13 protein-coding genes are annotated in these 16933 nt (G+C 63.8%); 6 read left to right on the top strand and 7 right to left on the bottom strand.

What is annotated here, in order from left to right; all coding sequences use genetic code 11:
• Positions 1-11: 11 nt before the first annotated feature.
• Positions 12-1316 carry a hypothetical protein gene (locus F8197_RS04540; RefSeq protein WP_152880290.1) on the top strand — a complete coding sequence of 435 codons (1305 nt, stop codon included), beginning with the start codon at positions 12-14 and terminating at the stop codon, positions 1314-1316.
• On the opposite strand, the gene F8197_RS04535 is transcribed toward F8197_RS04540, so the two are convergent.
• Entirely contained in the window at positions 1313-1945 is a 633-nt protein-coding gene (locus F8197_RS04535) for a DUF1080 domain-containing protein (protein WP_152880288.1), read from the bottom strand. The two genes, F8197_RS04540 and F8197_RS04535, sit on opposite strands and share 4 nt — an antisense overlap.
• Positions 1946-1959: 14 nt before the next feature.
• Between F8197_RS04535 and F8197_RS04530 the strand changes: the two genes are divergently transcribed.
• On the top strand, positions 1960-2889 hold the full coding sequence (locus F8197_RS04530; RefSeq protein ID WP_227012062.1) for an alpha/beta hydrolase: 930 nt from the start codon (positions 1960-1962) through the stop codon (positions 2887-2889).
• Here F8197_RS04530 and rhaM read toward each other — a convergent pair.
• The 6 genes from rhaM to F8197_RS04500 form a co-directional block, all read right to left on the bottom strand.
• The gene (gene rhaM, locus F8197_RS04525; RefSeq protein WP_152880287.1) at positions 2877-3206 is read right to left on the bottom strand and encodes an L-rhamnose mutarotase; all 330 of its coding nucleotides are present in this window, start codon (positions 3204-3206) and stop codon (positions 2877-2879) included. The two genes, F8197_RS04530 and rhaM, sit on opposite strands and share 13 nt — an antisense overlap.
• A complete protein-coding gene (locus tag F8197_RS04520) occupies positions 3203-4408 on the bottom strand; it encodes a glycoside hydrolase family 88 protein (protein ID WP_373996788.1) in 1206 nt (401 codons plus the stop codon). The genes rhaM and F8197_RS04520 overlap by 4 nt, the downstream gene beginning before the upstream one ends.
• Complete coding sequence (locus F8197_RS04515; RefSeq protein WP_152880284.1) at positions 4405-5844, bottom strand: glycoside hydrolase family 28 protein; 1440 nt, start codon at positions 5842-5844, stop codon at positions 4405-4407. The genes F8197_RS04520 and F8197_RS04515 overlap by 4 nt, the downstream gene beginning before the upstream one ends.
• Before the next feature lie 7 nt (positions 5845-5851).
• On the bottom strand, positions 5852-8650 hold the full coding sequence (locus F8197_RS04510) for a glycosyl hydrolase (protein ID WP_373996787.1): 2799 nt from the start codon (positions 8648-8650) through the stop codon (positions 5852-5854).
• 3 nt (positions 8651-8653) lie between these two features.
• Complete coding sequence (gene rhaI / locus F8197_RS04505; protein ID WP_152880282.1) at positions 8654-9949, bottom strand: L-rhamnose catabolism isomerase; 1296 nt, start codon at positions 9947-9949, stop codon at positions 8654-8656.
• Between the two features lie 86 nt (positions 9950-10035).
• The gene (locus tag F8197_RS04500; RefSeq protein WP_056145534.1) at positions 10036-12132 is read right to left on the bottom strand and encodes a bifunctional rhamnulose-1-phosphate aldolase/short-chain dehydrogenase; all 2097 of its coding nucleotides are present in this window, start codon (positions 12130-12132) and stop codon (positions 10036-10038) included.
• A gap of 345 nt (positions 12133-12477) precedes the next feature.
• Here F8197_RS04500 and F8197_RS04495 point away from each other — a divergent pair, with 345 nt between their 5' ends.
• The 4 genes from F8197_RS04495 to F8197_RS04480 are packed head-to-tail and all read left to right on the top strand — an operon-like array spanning position 12478 to position 16920.
• Positions 12478-13344 (top strand): DeoR/GlpR family DNA-binding transcription regulator, encoded by an 867-nt coding sequence (locus F8197_RS04495; protein WP_019921191.1) that lies wholly within the window; start codon positions 12478-12480, stop codon positions 13342-13344.
• 17 nt (positions 13345-13361) lie between these two features.
• Entirely contained in the window at positions 13362-14387 is a 1026-nt protein-coding gene (gene rhaS, locus F8197_RS04490; protein ID WP_227012061.1) for a rhamnose ABC transporter substrate-binding protein, read from the top strand.
• Positions 14388-14401: 14 nt separating this feature from the next.
• Positions 14402-15922, top strand: coding sequence for a sugar ABC transporter ATP-binding protein (locus F8197_RS04485; protein ID WP_227012060.1), 1521 nt, complete (start codon positions 14402-14404; stop codon positions 15920-15922).
• Positions 15919-16920 carry an ABC transporter permease gene (locus tag F8197_RS04480; protein ID WP_019921194.1) on the top strand — a complete coding sequence of 334 codons (1002 nt, stop codon included), beginning with the start codon at positions 15919-15921 and terminating at the stop codon, positions 16918-16920. Before F8197_RS04485 ends, F8197_RS04480 begins: the two co-directional genes overlap by 4 nt.
• Positions 16921-16933 lie beyond the last annotated feature (13 nt).

Raw genomic sequence — 16933 nt, 5'->3', positions numbered from 1 at the left:
TTTGCGCAGCGTTGATCGCATCCACCGCCGCCCAGGCGCAGATCGGCACCCGCTTCCCGTCCGAGCGCAAGGTGGTCAAGGACCCGGTCACCGGCACCATGCTGACCTTTTTGACCAGTACCCCGCGCGGCGACTCCAAGATCTATCCCACCCACCCGCAATGGACCTCCGACGGCAAGTGGCTGGTGTTCCGTTCCAACCGCGTCAAGGGCGAGGCGATGGCCGTCAACGAAGCCACCGGGGCCCTGGTGCAGGTGACCGAGGGCGGCTACATGGGCATGCTGAACCTGGCCCAGAAATCGATGAAGCTGTACTTCATGCGCGCCGATGGCGACAGCAAGCGCGTGCAGATCGTCGAAGTGGACCTGGCCAAGCTGTTTGCCGACAGCGCCGCCGGCAAGCTGAAAAAAGCCGACGCCTACCAGCGCATTTGCGGCACCACGGACGCCGAGCTGGAAGCGGGCGGCGACATGGCGCTCGACGCCGACGAAGAATGGGCCTATTTCCGCACCGGCCCCACCTGGTCCGGCCAGCACCTGGCGGCAGGCACCAAGATCGAACCGGCATTCGGCCCGCGCAAGATGGGCGCCGGCCCGAATGGCATCGCGCGCCTGAACGTGCGCACCGGTGAAGTCAAGCACGTGGTGTCGGTGCCGTTCCAGATCGGCCATATCCAGGCCAACCTGTACAACCCGGGCGAGATCGTGTTCTGCTGGGAAACCGGCGGCAAGTCGCCGCAACGCACCTGGACCGTCAAGGCCGACGGCACCGGCCTGCGCCCGCTGTATCCGGAAGCGTCGTACGAGTGGGTGACGCACGAAGCGGTAATCTCGAAGGATGAAGTGGCGATGGCCATCATGGGCCATCGCCCGATTCCCGGCGCCGAAGGCCCGAGCGGCGTGGCCGCGCCAGCCACCGGCGTCTATGGCGCCAACCCGGGCCAGGACGACGGGTGGGGCGCAACCGGCACCCGCGAAAAACCGACCGGCCTGGCGATCGTCAACCTGCGCACGCGCGAGATGACCATCGCCGGCCAGACGCCTTCGGGCAGCGGCTTGTGGCACGTGCATGGCTCGTCGGACGGCAAGTGGGCGGTCGGCGACGATTTCAGCCGCAGCGTGTACCTGATCGACCGCAAAACGCGCGAGATGATCATGCTCACCACCGGCCACAAGACCACGGCGGCGGATCATCCCCACCCTACCTTCAACAAGGAAGGCACCAAGATCCAGATCCAGTCGGCCATGCTGTCCGAGGACAACCGGTCGATGAATATCGTGGTTGTCCCCGTACCACAAGCCTGGCTGAAACGTTAGGGCTGCTCGACCAGCTCGATATTGCGCAACTCATATGGCGCACCTTCGAGCTGGAAGCCGATGCGGCCGGCGGCCGGTTTAACGGCCGTCACGCGGTTCTGCACCACGCCGTTGATCGACACTTCCACCGTGCCGTCGCGGGCGACGATGTCGGCCACGTTCCACTGGCCGATCGCCAGTTCGCTGTTGGCGGCGATCTTGGCCTTGATGCGCGGTTCGGCGCCGGGCGCGCTGGTGAGCGGTTCGGCAAACGCTGCGCCGGCCATCGGCAGCAGGTCGCCGGCGCTGCCATGCTTGGTTTGTACCTGCAGGCTCAATGGCCATACGCGGTCCATCGGACCGTCGCTGATGTGCAGCAGCACGCCGCCGTTACCGGGCTTGCCGCTCCAGCGCCATTCGACGTGGAGCTTGAAATTGGCATAGCTTTTGGTCGTGGCCAGGAAGCCGCCCGGCTGGCCGGTGGATGCGATCACGCCTTGCGGCAGCACGCTGAACACCTGGTCCATGGTAGCGGCGGGCGTGGTCTTGAGTTCCCAGCCGTCGAAATTGCGGCCATTGAACAATGGCGCGGCGCTGGTAGACTGCATGGTCACCAGTACTGCCGTCGCCCATAAAATCTTCTTGATCATTTGATTGTCTCCCCATGAAAAAAACTCTGATAGCTCTGCTTCTCACCCTCGGCGCCGGCATGGCCAGCGCCGACAGCAATGTCATCACCTTGTGGCCCGAAGGCGTGCCGGGCGCAAAGGCGATCGGCCCTGAAAAAATCGGCGGCGGCTACAACTCCAACGTCACCGACGCCTCGCTCACCCGCATCGGCCCTGCCGTGGACCGACCCAACGGCACCGCCGTCATCATCTGCCCCGGCGGCGGCTATGTGCGCATGTCCACCGCGCGCGAGGGCGAACAATACGGCAACTGGCTCAGCACCCTGGGCGTGACCGCCTATGTGCTCAAGTACCGGATGCAGGAATACGGCCACCCTGCCCCGCTGCAGGACGTGCTGCGCGCGGTGCGCACCTTGCGCTCGCGCGCGGCGGAATTGGGCATCGATCCGGCGCGCATCGGCGTGATGGGCAGCTCGGCCGGCGGCCACCTGGCGGCCAGCGCCGGCACCCTGTTCGACCACCCGCTGGGCCGCACCGGCGCGCCGCTCGACGCCACCAGCGCCCGTCCCGACTTCCTGATGCTGATGTACCCGGTCATTACCATGAAAGACCCGGCAGCCCACGCCGGCTCGCGCAAGGCGCTGCTGGGCGCGAATCCATCGCCGGCAGCGATCGAGCTGATGTCGCTGGAAAACCAGGTGACGTCCGCCACGCCGCCCACCCTGCTGATCCACACCCAGGAAGACCAGGCCGTGCCGGTCGAGAACAGCATCGTGTTCTATCAGGCGCTCACGCGCGCCAAGGTACCTGCCGAAATGTACCTGTTCGAGCATGGCAGCCATGGCATGGGCATGCGCGACGGCCTGGGCACCACGTCGCTGTGGCCGCACCGCGCCGAAGAATGGCTGCTTGAGCGCGGTCTGCTCACGCCGTCCAAGGCCGTGGCGAAGCTTCAGGCGAAGTAAAACACCTGCTGCAACGGCCATTCGGTTGGCCGGTTGCCCGGTTCCACTTCCATCAGCTCGGCCATGTAGTCCCACCAGCGCTTCATCACCGGCTGCTGCGGCAGGTCGGCGGTGGTGTGGTCGGGCGCGAGTTTCAGTACCGCGAACAGGTGCAGGGTTTCCTCGTCGAGGAAGATCGAATAGTCGTAGATGCCGGCCTGCTTGAGCGCAGCGGCCAGGTCGGGCCACAGCTCGTCGTGGCGGCGCTTGTATTCCTCCACCGTGCCGGGTTTGAGCTTCATGCGGAAAGCGCGCGTGATCGGTGCAGTTACAGTCATTTGTCGTCCTTGGTCATGGTTTTCAGTTCGGCAGCGGCCAGCAGGAAGCCGCCGACGCCATAGTTGTAGCTCGACGCCGGCAAATAGTAGGCCGGTTCGGCGCCCGTTTGCTGGATGCCGCCCAGGCGGCCGTCCGCGTAAATATTCTTCAGTATGCCCGCCCACGCCTTTTCGATCACGGGACGATACGTGGCCGCATCGAGGTAGCCGCGATTGACGCCGTACGCCATGCCGTACACGAACAGCGCCGAGCCGGAGATTTCCGGCAGCGGATAGCTGGCCGGGTCGAGCAGGCCCGCGTGCCACAGGCCGTCCTTGCCCTGCAACTGCGCCAGGCGCGCCGACATCTGCCGCAGCTGCGTCACGTAGAACGGCTTTTTCGGATCGTTGTCCGGGATGAAGTCGATGGTGCGCGCCAGGCCGCCCAGCACCCAGCCCTCGCCGCGCGACCAGAACACCTTTTTGCCATTCGGTTCGCGCTTGTCCTTGTAGCTGGCGTCGCGCGCATACAGGTGTTCCTCCTGGTCGTACAGCTGGTCGTAGGTGGCTTGCCACTGGGTGTGGATGTAGTCGAGGTACCGGCGCTCACCGGTGATCCGGTACATCTTGGCCCATACCGGCGGCGCCATGAACAGCGCGTCGCACCACCACCATGGCAGGCGCGCGTCGCCGGGCCGCATGGTTTTCAAATCGATCAGCGTTTCGAGTTCTGCGCGGGTGGAGGCGATGCGTTCCGGTGAAGGGTCGCGCTGATACAGCTCCAGGTAAGTCTGCGCCACGCTGATGTTGTCGGCGTCCGGGTACGGCGTGCGCAGCTTCCACTCGAACTTTTCGCTCATGGCCAGCATGGCGTCACGGTATTTGGCGTCGCCGGTAGCGCTTGATGCTGCCATGAAGCCCGAGTACAGCACGCTGGAGGTCCAGATGCGGTCGAAATGCGGCGTGGTGCGCGCCATCTGCCAGTCCGCCACCTTGCGCAGCACCCTGTCGATGTCGGCCGGCCGCAAGGCCGGCGACAGATCGGTGGCCAGCGGGCCGCCATCCACCGGGGCGTCGCCGAAGTGGCGGCTGATGTCCTTGTCCACGATGGCCTGCATGGCCGGCGTGGGCAGCGGGTAGGACGGGGTTTGGGGCACGCTGGCACAGCCCCCCAGTGCGGCCAAGGCGGACATTACGGCCGCCAGCACGGATAATTTGTTCACGATTTATCCTGCTCTTCGTAACTCTTTTCTTTGAGCGGCACTTCCGGTGGACGCGGCTTGACGACCGTGCTGGCGACTGGCAAACCGCGCACATCGCTGTTGTTCAGCAGGTGCACCGGCTGCTTGATGGCCAGCTTGACGTCCCTGAACTGCCAGTTGCTGGCATCGAAAATGAAGCCGCCATTTTGCGCTTCGATGTCGATGTTCTCAAAGCTGAAGCGATTCAACGGCGCTTCCGGATAGCCGCTCACCTCGAACGCGGTGGTAGCGCCGGTGGCCTTGATGTTCCAGATTTTGACGTCGTGGAAATGGGCGATGCCCTTCTCGCGCGGCACCGGCGTGGCCAGCACTTTCCAGTAATCCGGATGTTCCTTGACGTCGTCCGGGATCTTGGCATAGCTGTAGCTCGGATTCCAGTTCATGGTGATGCGGATCGCCACCGGCGTGCCCTTCATGATGATGTCGTGCAGGCGCAGGTTGTCGCCAAAGCCGCCGCGCGTGTGCGCCGACTTGAACAGGATCCCGACCGGCACCTTGTCCAGCACCGTAATGCCGTAGGCCTCGACGTTGCGGAAGCCGCCCGCCGTTTCGCTGCCGAAGGTGACGCCAGCGGCGCCCTCGCGGATGATGGAATTGCGGATCACGACATTTTCGGTAGGACGCGCGACGCGCTGGCCATCCGAATCGCGGCCGGCCTTGAGGCACAGCGCATCGTCGTTGACCGAGATGTCGGCGTTCTGCACCAGGATGTTCTTCGACGAGTCGATATCGATGCCGTCGGTCGATGGTCCGTGGCCGCCTTCGTTGTTGCGGATGATGACACCATCCACCGTCACATCGGTCGAATAGCAGATATGCAGGGTCCAGAAGCCGGAACGGCGCAGCAGCAGCCCGCCGCCCACTTTTACCTGCGACGAATTGAACACCTGGATCAGGCGCGGACGCTGCGCGTCGTAGTCCGAGGCCCAGCGCAGGCCGCGCGGTTCGTAGGTTTTGCGCAGGGTCCAGTAGCTGTCCCAGAAGATCTTGCCGTCGCCGTCGATGGTGCCTTCGCCGGTAATTGCCGCATTCTTCTGTTCATAGATATTGATCAGCGCGGCCGGCCAGCGCATCTCGATGCCGGCAATGCGGGTAGGCAGTACCGTGTAGTCGGCGATCTTCTGCGAGCCGAGGATGGTCACGCCCTTGTCCACTTGCAGCGTGACGCCGCTTTTTACAAAGATCGAGCCGCTCAGATACGTGCCCGGCTTGAACGCCACAGTACCGCCGTTTTTGGCGGCAGCGTCGATGGCGGCCTGGATCGCCCTGGTGTCGAGCGTGACGCCGTCGCCCTTGGCGCCGTAGCTCGACGGATCGAAGGTTTTGGCACTGACGGATGCCGAGCACAGTGCCAGCAGCGAGAGCGCTGCTACATGTAACCATTTCTTGAAAATCATGATGTCCTCACTTTGCTGGTTGGGCCAGCAGGCGCACGGCGCCCAGCATGCCCGATGGCTGTGGTGTGATCAGCTGCGTATCCTGCGGCACGAAGCGCTGGGTGTAACGGCTTGACAGCAGCCGGTAGTCCGGCCGCTCCTGCCCCGCCAGCGCATTCAGCGCCAGGTTGGCCACCTTCACCTCGATGCGGTTGACGCCCGGTTTCAGGGCGCTGGTCACGTCCACCGTGTACGGCGGGCGCCAGACCGACCCGGCGCGGCGGCCGTTGACGAACACTTCGGCCGCTTCGCGCACCGGGCTCTCGAGCATGGCGCGCATGCCGGCGGGAACCTTCGGTGCGGTCGCCAACGGCGTGCCCTGGCCGAAATCGAGTGTGACCGCCGCATTGTTCAACTGCGCGGCCGTGAGCGTGACGTCGCGGGTGTAGGTCGCAATGCCGGAAAAATAGCGGCGCGCCGGATCGTCGGTCCAGGAGCGCAACTGTGGCATGGGCTGCGCCGCGCCGTCCGGGTAGCGCAACTGCCAGTCGCGCGCCAGGTCGGCCAGCACCACCGGTGCCGCATTCGAAGGCGCAGGACCGGTCTTCGTACCCGCCGGCGCATCGCTGAGGATCAGCACCCGCGATTCGTACGGCGCCAGGTCCAGGTCCACCGCCGGGAACACCGTCGCGGCGCGGGTGGTGCCGTCGTGCGGATTCCACCACGATGCCGATTTGCGCAGGTTGGCCAGGGTGGCCGTGGTGCGCACCGGCTGGTTGCCCGTGTTGGCGATGAAGTAGATATCGGCGTCCGCCAGCTTGCGCCGCACGAAACCGATATCGGCCGCGTTGGACGCCACCTTGAAGTCGGGCGTGAGCACCCTGCTCAAGACCGCGCCGACGTCGCCATCCTGCGCGACCACGGTCACGGCAGGCTTGGCGGCCAATGCTTTCGATGCCGCCTGCACCCGTGCCGTGATGCGCGCAGCATCGCGGTAGCCGGGCGCTTTCGACGGCAGCGCGCCGACGGCAATGATCTTGCCGCCCTGGCGCACGTAGTCGTCCAGTTTTGCCAGCACCTCGGGCGCCAGCCGCGTCACGTGCGGCAGCACCAGTACCGGGTGGTTCACGCCCAGCGACAGCACCGAGTCCGCATCGACGTAATCGAGATTGTGGCCGGCGTCGAGAATTTGCGTGGTCAACTCCGGTGTGACGTAGTGCTGCATTTTTTCCGATAGCGACACTTTACCGGGTGTCATCGACGCATAGGCGTCGTCGTTGGGCAGCAGCACCGCCACCGTGTTGGCCGGCTGGCCCTGGCGCATCAGGTAGCTGGTGCGGGTCAGATAGGCATTTACGTCCGGCATCACGTTCCACCACGGCTGGTGGTTGTTGAACACGGCCGCCGCGTAGAACGAGTAGCCCGGTTCCGTTGCGCCGGGCGGCGTGTACGGCCAGCCGTGGCCGACGAACAGGTTCACGCCCTGCAGCAGCATGCGGTCCGCTTCCACCTTCATGTCCAGCGGGGTGGCGGCAAATGCCGGTGAATGCAGCCAGGTCCAGGTCTCGGCCGAGATTACCGGGCGGTTATACAGGTGCCCGGCCGACGTGGCCAGGCGGGTAAACGAAAATTCGCGGAATTGCGGGCCTTCGCCTTCGGGCAGCCCCACCAGCCGGTAGCTCGACAGCGATACCGCCGGTTCGCCATATGTCTGCGAACGGAATTGCGTCTTGTGCTTGACGGCCCAGTCGTTGACCGGGGTCAGATAGCGCTCGTTGACCAGTTCCGTTTGGGTCAGTACCCAGTCGCGCCGCATCGCCGGGGCATCCGGTCCCTGGCCGCTGGTCACCAGCGGCAGGTGCGGCGTCAGATCGTAGCCACGGCGGCGCTGGAACTCTTGCAGGAAGTCGTCAGTCCAGTCGGTGTTATAGACCTCCAGGCTGTCCGAGAACACCGCCGTCGGCGGCTGGTCGCCAAACGCCTGCAACAACGGCGTGGCCACCACGTCGAGGTGGTGGTCGATGGCCTTGCGGCTCAGGTGGTCGAGCACGAAACCTTCGGCGCCCAGCGCCGCGCGCTTGACCTGCTGGCCGGTGCGGCTGGCGGTATAGCTGACCACCACGCGCGGCTGGCCGCTGGCGGCAATCGCGCCGCGCCCCGGCGTGGTAGCCGTGGGTGCGCCAAGCTCCGTGCGTTTCAGGGCGGTGGCGTCGTACTCTTTGGGCGTACCGGCGCCGACAAAACTGGCGATCAGCTGTTCGCCGCTCATGATCGACGGCAGCGCCACCGAGGCGGCACCGGCTGGCAGTTCGGCGACGTGCACGCGAAGGCGCGATGCCGCTTCGGTCACGGCCACGTGCGGGCCGCCGTACGGCCAGCCGCTGGCCAGCGTCATGTCCACGCGCAGGCCGAGCGCGCGCGCCGTGCGGTTGGTGTAACTGACGTTGTCGAGGAATTCGGGAGAAAGATAAGGAGTGTTACGGATGCCGCGCGCGGGATCGTCGAGTTCCATCGGATAGACCGGCTGGATCTCCACGCCGCCAAAACCGCCCGCCTTCATGGCTTGCAGTTCGCGTTCCAGTTGGGGTTTGACCACGGCCGGGCCAAACCACCACCAGCGCACCATCGGCCGGGCATCGGGCGGCGGCGCCGCAAACTGCGCGGCGACATCGGCGAGCCGCTTCGACAGTGCGGGTTCCTGCGCCAGGGCTGCTGCGGGGACAACACAGCAAGCCAGGGCGCAGACCAGCGCCGCCGCCTGTGCAACAGGCGTCAGCGTACCGCGCAGGTGGTCACACCCGCGCAGTCCAACAGTGACGTGTGCCACCGTTTATACGATACCGCTGCTGCTGGCGCCAGCCTTGGCCGGACGGGCTTCCGCCACCTGGTCGCGGTAGCCCGAAGCACGGTAGCAGGCCACCGGATCGATGGCGCCGCCGTTGCGCAGGCGCGCCATGGCCAGGATGGCCGAAACGTCGGTACGGTAAGCGTGCTTGAGGGTTTGCGCCGATTGCAGCGCATCGTGCGATTCCTGGAAACCGCGCAGCGCATCGCGATCGACCAGGTTGGCCTGGACGAAGGCGCGCTGCACTTCCACCGCGCTGCTCATCAGGCTCTCGATCGGATCGGTCACGTTGTGCGACTGGTCCAGCATGTAGGCCGGGTTGAACGCCGCGCCTTCGCGCTCGGCCGCATCGGCCAGCTCGTTGAAGACCAGGAACAGCTGGAACGGGTTGATGCTGCCCGAATCGAGGTCGTCGTCGCCGTACTTGCTGTCGTTGAAGTGGAAGCCACCCAGCTTGCCGAACTGGGTCAGGCGCGCCACGATCATTTCGATGTTGGTGTTCGGTGCGTGGTGCCCAAGGTCGACCAGGCACTTGGCTTTTTCGCCCAGCGATTGCGCGCAGGCGAAGCTGGTGCCCCAGTCGGCAATGGTGGTGGCGTAGAACGCCGGCTCGAACAGTTTGTGTTCGATCAGCAGGTTCCAGTCGGCTGGCAGCGCGGCGTAGATTTCGCGTGCGCTTTCCAGGTAGCGTTCCAGCGCGCCGCGCAGGTTGTGCTGGCCGGGGAAGTTGGCGCCGTCGCCTACCCACACGGTCAGCGCTTTCGAACCGAGTGCGTTACCGAGCTCGATACATTCGACGTTGTGCGCAACCGCTTGCGCGCGGGTGGCAGCGCTGATCGCGGTCATGCTGCCGTATTTATACGTGTGTTCCTGGCCGACCTGGTCCTGGAAGGTATTCGAGTTGACGGCGTCAAAATACAGGCCATGGGCTTCGGCTTGCTGGCGCAGCGCCTGGGTGTCCGATACTTTATCCCATGGGAAGTGCAGCGACACGCCAGGGGTGGCGCGGGTCAGCTGGTGGATCACGCCGCAGTCGTCGAGTTTTTCAAACACGTTGCGTGGTTCGCCACGGCCCGGGAAGCGCGCGAAACGCGTGCCGCCGGTGCCGGCGCCCCAGCTTGGCAGGGCCACGGCAAATTTCTGCGCCTTGGCGGTCAGCTGCTCGATGTCCACGCCACGGCGCGACAACATGCCGGCCAGGGCGGCGTAATCTTCTTCCAGGCCGCTGCGCAGCTTGTCGTTGTGTTCGGCCACGCGGCCGCTGTCGATAATGGTGCTCATGTGAGGGTCTCCTTCGTTTCTTATGGTGCCGCCGGTGCGTTCGTCACGAACCGGGCCGGCGGCATTTTATAGCTATCAGCGGGTGATTAGCGAGTAAATGCGGCAGCGTTGCCAGCATCGACGTTCAGGATGTTACCGGTGCTCTTGGCCGATTTCGAGCTGGCCAGGAAGTACACGGCTTCCGCGATATCCTCTGGCAGTACGCTCAGTTTGAGCATGCTGCGGTCGCGGTAGAACGCTTCGACGTCGTCGGCTTCGATCTTGTTCGACTGCGCGCGTTCCTGCTTCCACTTGCCGTCCCAGATGCGCGAACCACGGATCACTGCGTCCGGATTGACGACGTTCACACGGATGCCGTGCGGTGCGCCTTCCAGCGCGATGCAGCGTGCCAGGTGGATTTCGGCAGCCTTGGCGGTGCAGTAAGCCGACGCGCCGGCCGATGCCACGAGGCCGTTTTTCGAGGCGACGAACACCATGCTGCCGCCCAGTTTTTGCTGCTTCATGATGCGGAACGCTGCGCGGCCGGCCAGGAAGTAACCCTTGACCAGGATGTCCTGGTTGCGCTGCCAGATTTCCAGCGTGGTGTCTTCCAGCGGCGCCGACGAGGCGATACCGGCGTTCGAGATCAACAGATCGACACCACCGAAGCGCAGCGAGGTCGCGGCCAGGATGTTCTCGACTTCTTCTTCGCTGGTAATGTTGGCGACGATGCTCTCGACGCTGTCTTTACCGGCAGCCTTGGTCAGGTCTTTCTTGGCCTGTTCCAGTGCTTCCGGATCGATATCGGTCAGCATCACGCAAGCGCCTTCCTGCAGCAGTTGACGGGCCACGGCCTGGCCGATGCCGCCAGCGCCGCCGGTCACCAGGGCGATACGGCCCGCCAGGCTTTTCGGTTTCGGCATGCGTTGCAGCTTGGCTTCTTCGAGCAGCCAGTATTCGATGTCGAATGCTTCCTGTTCCGGCAGGCCGACGTAGGTGTCCACGCCATTCGCGCCGCGCATCACGTTGATTGCATTGACGTAGAACTCGCCGGCGATACGCGCGGTGGCCTTGTCCTTGGCGAACGACAGCATGCCCACGCCAGGAATCAGGTAGATGATCGGATTGGCGTCGCGCACGGCCGGGCTGTTATCGCGCTTGCAGCGGTCGTAGTAGGCGCGGTAGTCGGCGCGGTAGTCTTCCAGCGCCTGATCCAGGCTGGCGACCAGCTTGTCGAAGTCCGGGTTCAGCGGATCGAAATCGACCACGAACGGACGGATCTTGGTGCGCAGGAAGTGGTCGGGGCACGACGTGCCGAGTGCGGCCAGCGGTTTCAGGTCGCGGCTGCACACGAACTCCAGCACGGTGGCGTTGTCGTTGAAGTCGCCCAGCTTGAATTCGTCGCGGCTGATTTTACCGCGCAAGAGTGGCATCAGTTTGGCGGCCAGCGCGGCGCGCTGTTCGGCCGGCAGGGCGTCAAACGCCTGGCCGCCGAATGCCGGTTGTTTCGAGTTCGCAGCGATCCACTCTTCTGCGCGTTTGATGATGGCCAGCGTGGTTTCGTAGCACGACTTGGCGGTATCGCCCCAGGTGAACAGGCCGTGGCCTTCGAGGATGATGCCTTTCAGGGCCGGATTGGCTTTCGAGACTTCTTCCAGCTTCAGACCGAGATCGTAGCCTGGACGCTGCCATGGCAGCCAACCGAGTTCGCCTTCGAAGATTTTTTGCGTGAGCGCCTTGCTGCTGGCGCAGGCGGCAATCGCGATCAGCGAATCGGGGTGCATGTGATCGACGTGCTTGCGGTCGATGTAGGCATGCAGCGGGGTGTCGATACTGGCGGCGCGCGGGTTCAGGTTGAACGTGCAGTGTGGCAGGTACGCCACCATTTCATCTTCGAGCGCCAGACCGCGGTAGCGGCCTTTCAGTTCGTTCAGTTTGCTCATGTACAGGGTCGAGAAGCCGTCGAGCTTGATGCTGCCCAGGTCGCCGCCGGAGCCCTTCACCCACAGCACTTCCACTTGCTCGCCGCTGAGCGGATCTGCCATCATGACCTTGGCCGAGGTATTACCGCCGCCGAAGTTGGTGATGCGCAGATCGGACCCGAGCAAGTTGGACCGATACAGCAGCAGCTCTGGCTCGCTCATCGTGGCTGCTGCGGCATCGTCCCACAGGGAAGTAATCGGGGCTTGCTGAGTTACATTCATTGCTGATCTCCGTCGTTGTTTGATTGGTATAGCGTGGTTTCATGCCGCTTTGGGCACATGCAGCCAGTAGAAATCAGCGCCGCAACAGTGTCAATGCACAAGCGCTCAACTTGATGACCAAGACGGAAATAATCACCCCAGTGATTGAAACTTGAGCGATTGATGACACGGTTATCGAATCAATCAAATATTTGATCGCATAGTGATTGACGATGGCTAGGTAAATGTTTAGTCTTGGTAATTAATAAAGTGCCACACCGGATCGGTCCGCAGCAGTAATGCAGTAGTAGCTGAGTAGCTGCGCGGCAGCGACGGTAGTAGGGACGACAAAAAATGGAGACAAATATGGTAAATCACAAGCGCCGTAAACGTTTGCTGAAGTTGCTCGCCGAACATCAGACGGCCAGCGTGCCGCAGTTGGTCGATTGGCTCAGCGCCTCCCCGGCCACCGTGCGCCGCGACATCAGCTGGCTTGCCGCCCGCAGCCTGCTCACCCGCACCAGGGGCGGGGCCGCCAACCTGGAACAAAAGAAGCGCAGCTTCACCCTCACCAGCGAGACCTTCCAGCACAACATCCAATGCTACGCCGAGCGCAAACGCGCGATTGCGCGCCACGCTGCGGGCATGTGCTCCGAGGGCGAGACCATCATCATCAACGGTGGCACCACCACCTTCATGATGGCCGAATTCCTGGTCGATCACCACCTCAAGATCCTCACCAATTCCTTCCTGATGGCCGAGCGCCTGCTGGTATCGAGCGAGAACGAGATCATTGTCCCCGGCGGCAAGGTCTATCGCGAGCAGAACGTCATCCTCAGCCCCTTCGACAACGACATCACCCAGCACCACTACGCGGCCAAGATGTTCATGAGCGTGTACGGCCTGTCGCTGCTCGGCCTCATGGAAGCCGATCCGCTGCTGATCCAGGCCGAAAAGCGCCTGATCTCGCAGGCCGAAGAATTGATCGTTTTAGTGGACAGCTCCAAGTTTGCCAAGAAGGCTGGCCTGATCCTGTGCGGCCTCAATCGCGTCTCCACCGTCATCACCGATACCTACGCCTCCGATTCGGCCGTGCAGCTGCTCGAGCAGTCGGGTGTGCGCGTGGTGACCGTGGAACCGGAAGCGGTGCCCGCCCAGCTGAATGCCAGCCCTTTTACTTCGCCGTTTGACTACCAGGCGGCAGCCATGTTCCAGTCGGAGGTATCACATTGAAGCGCAGGAAAATCATATTGGCGACCGTGGTCGCCGGACTGTTCGCGACCGTCGCCGGCTGCGGCGAGAAAAAAGCCGCCACCGGCGCTGACGGTAGCGCAGGTGGCGCCAGTGGCGAAAAGATCCGCATCGCCATGGTAGTAAAAAGCCTGGGCAACGGCTTCTTCGATGCCGCCCACGCCGGCGCCAACGACGCTGCCAAGGAACTGAAAAACGTCGAAATCATTTATACCGGTCCCACCACGCCCAGCGCCGAAGGCCAGATCGAAATCATCAATTCGCTGATCAGTCAGAAGGTCGATGCGATCGTGATCTCGGCCAATGATCCAAACGCGCTGGTACCGATCACCAAGAAGGCCATGGCGCGCGGCATCAAGGTCGTCAGCTTCGACAGCGGCCTGGCCAAGGACGGCCGCCTGATGCAACTGAACCCGTCGAACGCGCTGCTGATCGGCGAGAAGCAGATACAGATGGCGTCCGACGCCATCGGCGGCAAGGGAGAAATTGCCATCCTGTCCGCTTCCGCGCAGGCGACCAACCAGAATATCTGGATCGGCATCATGAAGGACACGCTGACCAAGCCCGAGTACAGCGGCATGAAGCTGGTCGCCACCGTGTACGGTGACGACCAGTCGGACAAGAGCTACCGCGAAGCGATCGGTCTGCTGCGCAGCAATCCGAACCTGAAAGCCATCATCTCCCCGACCACCGTGGGCATCAACGCCGCCAGCAAGGCAGTGGTCGATGAAAAGCTGGTGGGCAAGGTGTTCGTCACCGGCCTCGGTTTGCCGTCGGAGATGGCAGGCCACGTGAAGAGCGGCGCCGTGCGCGAGTTCGCGATCTGGAACCCGATCGACCTCGGTTACGCCGTCACCTACGCCGCCTACGACTTCGTCAAAGCTGCTCCCGGCGCCAAGGCCGGTGGCAGCGTGAACGCCGGCCGCATGGGCGCCATCGCCATCGATGCCAACGGCGAAGGCGCAATGGCCGCGCCATTCGTGTACGACAAAGGGAACGTCGACAAGTTCTCCAAGATCTTCTGAGCTGGAACAGCCCCATGGATATGAATACAACCCCGGTCCTGCAACTGACCGGGATTTGCAAGCGCTTTGCCGGCATCGTCGCCCTCAACAACGTCGCCCTGTCGGTACGGGCCGGTGAAGTGATGGCGCTGATCGGCGAGAACGGCGCCGGCAAGTCCACCCTGGTCAAGACCCTGACCGGCATCTATCGTCCCGACGAGGGCACCATCGAACTGGCCGGCCAGCCCGTCAAGTTCGCCAATGCCCAGGATGCGATGAAAGCGGGCGTCACCGCCGTGCACCAGGAAACGGTGATGTTCGACGAATTGACGGTGGCGGAAAACATTTACGTGGGGCGCCAGCCCTGTCGCGGCGCCTCCGGGCGCATCGACTGGAGCAAGATCGAGGCGGAAGCCGAGAAGCTGTTCGAACGACTGGAAGTAGCACTGCCGGTGCGCGCACGGGTAAAAGACCTGTCCGTGGCGCAGCGCCACTTCGTGGAAATCGCGCGCGCCCTGTCGCAGGATGCGCGCGTGGTGATTCTCGACGAGCCGACGGCGTCGCTGTCGCAGCGCGAGATCCGCGAGCTCTATCGCATCATCCGCCAGTTGCGCGACGCCGGCACTGCGGTCATCTTCATCTCGCACAAGTTCGACGAGATTTACGAAGTGGCCGACCGCTACACCGTGCTGCGCGACGGCCAGTTCATCGCCGAAGGCGCGCTGGCCGACATCACCGAGCAGGAACTGGTCGCCCTGATGGTCGGGCGCACCGTCAAGCAGGCCTACCCGAAGGCGGACGTCACGCCCGGCGAAGTGCTGCTGTCCGTGGAGAACCTGTGCCACCCTACCGAATTCGATAACGTCAGCTTCGAACTGCGGCGCGGCGAAATCCTCGGCTTTTACGGCCTGGTGGGCGCCGGCCGTTCCGAGGTGATGCAGGCGCTGTTCGGCCTGTCCACCCAGGTACGCGGCAATGTGCGCCTCGACGGCAAATCGGTATGCGTGACCTGCGCCGCCGACGCCATCCGCCACGGCATCGCCTACGTGCCCGAGGACCGCCAGCACCAGGGCGCGCACCTGACGCTGCCCATCCTGCAGAACATCACGCTGCCGATCCTGTCCAAGGTCGGCTTCTTCCTGCGCGGTCGCCGCGCCGAGGAAAACAAGATCGCCCGCCACTTCGCCGAACAGCTGGAACTGAAAGCTGCGTACCTGACGCAAAACGTCTCCGAACTCTCGGGCGGCAACCAGCAGAAGGTCGTGCTGGGCAAATGGCTGGCCACCAACCCCAAGGTCATCATCCTCGACGAACCGACCAAGGGTATCGACATCGGCTCCAAGGCCGCCGTGCACCGCTTTATCGGTGAGCTGGTGAGCAAGGGCCTGTCGGTGATCCTGGTGTCGTCCGAGCTGCCTGAAGTGATGGGCCTGGCCGACCGCATCGTGGTCATGCACCAGGGCCGCATCGAACATACATTCAACCGTGGCGAGGCGACGCCGGAAATGATCGTCTCCGCCGCATCCGGCAACGAACTGGCGGAGGACTGCGCGTGAAAGAAATCTTGAAAATGCGCGAAACGCAGCTGGCGATTTCGATCGTGGTGCTGATCGCCCTGGTCGGTTCGCGCGCGCCGGTGTTCGTCTCGAGCTCCAGCCTGGGCAACCTGCTCACCGACAGCACGTTATTGATCATGCTGGCCCTGGCGCAGATGCTGGTCATCGTCACCCGTGGCATCGACCTGTCGGTCGCGTCCACCCTGGCGCTGTCGGGCATGATGTCGGCGCTGCTGGCCGTGCGCTTCCCGGAACTGCCGCTGCCGGTGGTGATGCTGGTCGCCGTGGCCATTGGCCTGGTACTGGGCCTGGTCAACGGCTACCTGATCGGGTACCTGGACCTGGCGCCCATCGTGGTCACGCTGGGCACCATGAGCGTGTATCGCGGCCTGGTGTTCGTGCTGTCCGGCGGCGCGTGGGTGTCGTCGCACCAGATGCCGCCAGAGTTCATCGCGTTCCCCCTCTCGCGCTTTCTCGGCGTGACCAACCTGGTGTGGATTGCGGGACTCACGATCCTGGTGTTCTGGTACATCGCCATGCATAGCCGCTTCGGCCGCGACCTGTACGCAGTCGGTAACGCCCCGGCCTCGGCCCGCTACGTCGGCATCCCAATCGCCAAGCGCCTGTTCTGGACCTACGGTATTTCCGGCGCGGTCGCCGGCCTGTGCGGCTACCTGTGGGTGGCGCGCTACGCGGTCGCTTACACCGAGATCGCCTACGGCTTCGAATTTACCGTGATTGCTGCCTGCGTGATCGGCGGCGTGAGCATCGCCGGCGGCAGCGGCAGCGTGGCTGGCGCGGTGCTGGGCGGCCTGTTCCTGGCCGTGATCGGCAACGCCCTGCCGGTGGTGAAAGTATCGCCATTCTGGCAAAGCGCGCTGACCGGCGTGGTGATCCTGACCGCGGTCCTGATCAATGCCCGCAATGGCAAGACCGGCGGGCGCCAGATTCTGCCCCTGCATCTGAACAAAGCTAACGCTCAAGGGAGCGCCGCGTGAATACGAGTACCGT

Origin of the sequence: Duganella sp. FT27W (assembly GCF_009295655.1) — a bacterium.
Taxonomy (GTDB): domain Bacteria; phylum Pseudomonadota; class Gammaproteobacteria; order Burkholderiales; family Burkholderiaceae_D; genus Rugamonas; species Rugamonas zoogloeoides.
The sequence above is the reverse complement of the archived record's forward strand: the minus strand, read 5'-3'. Positions and strand labels throughout refer to the sequence as shown.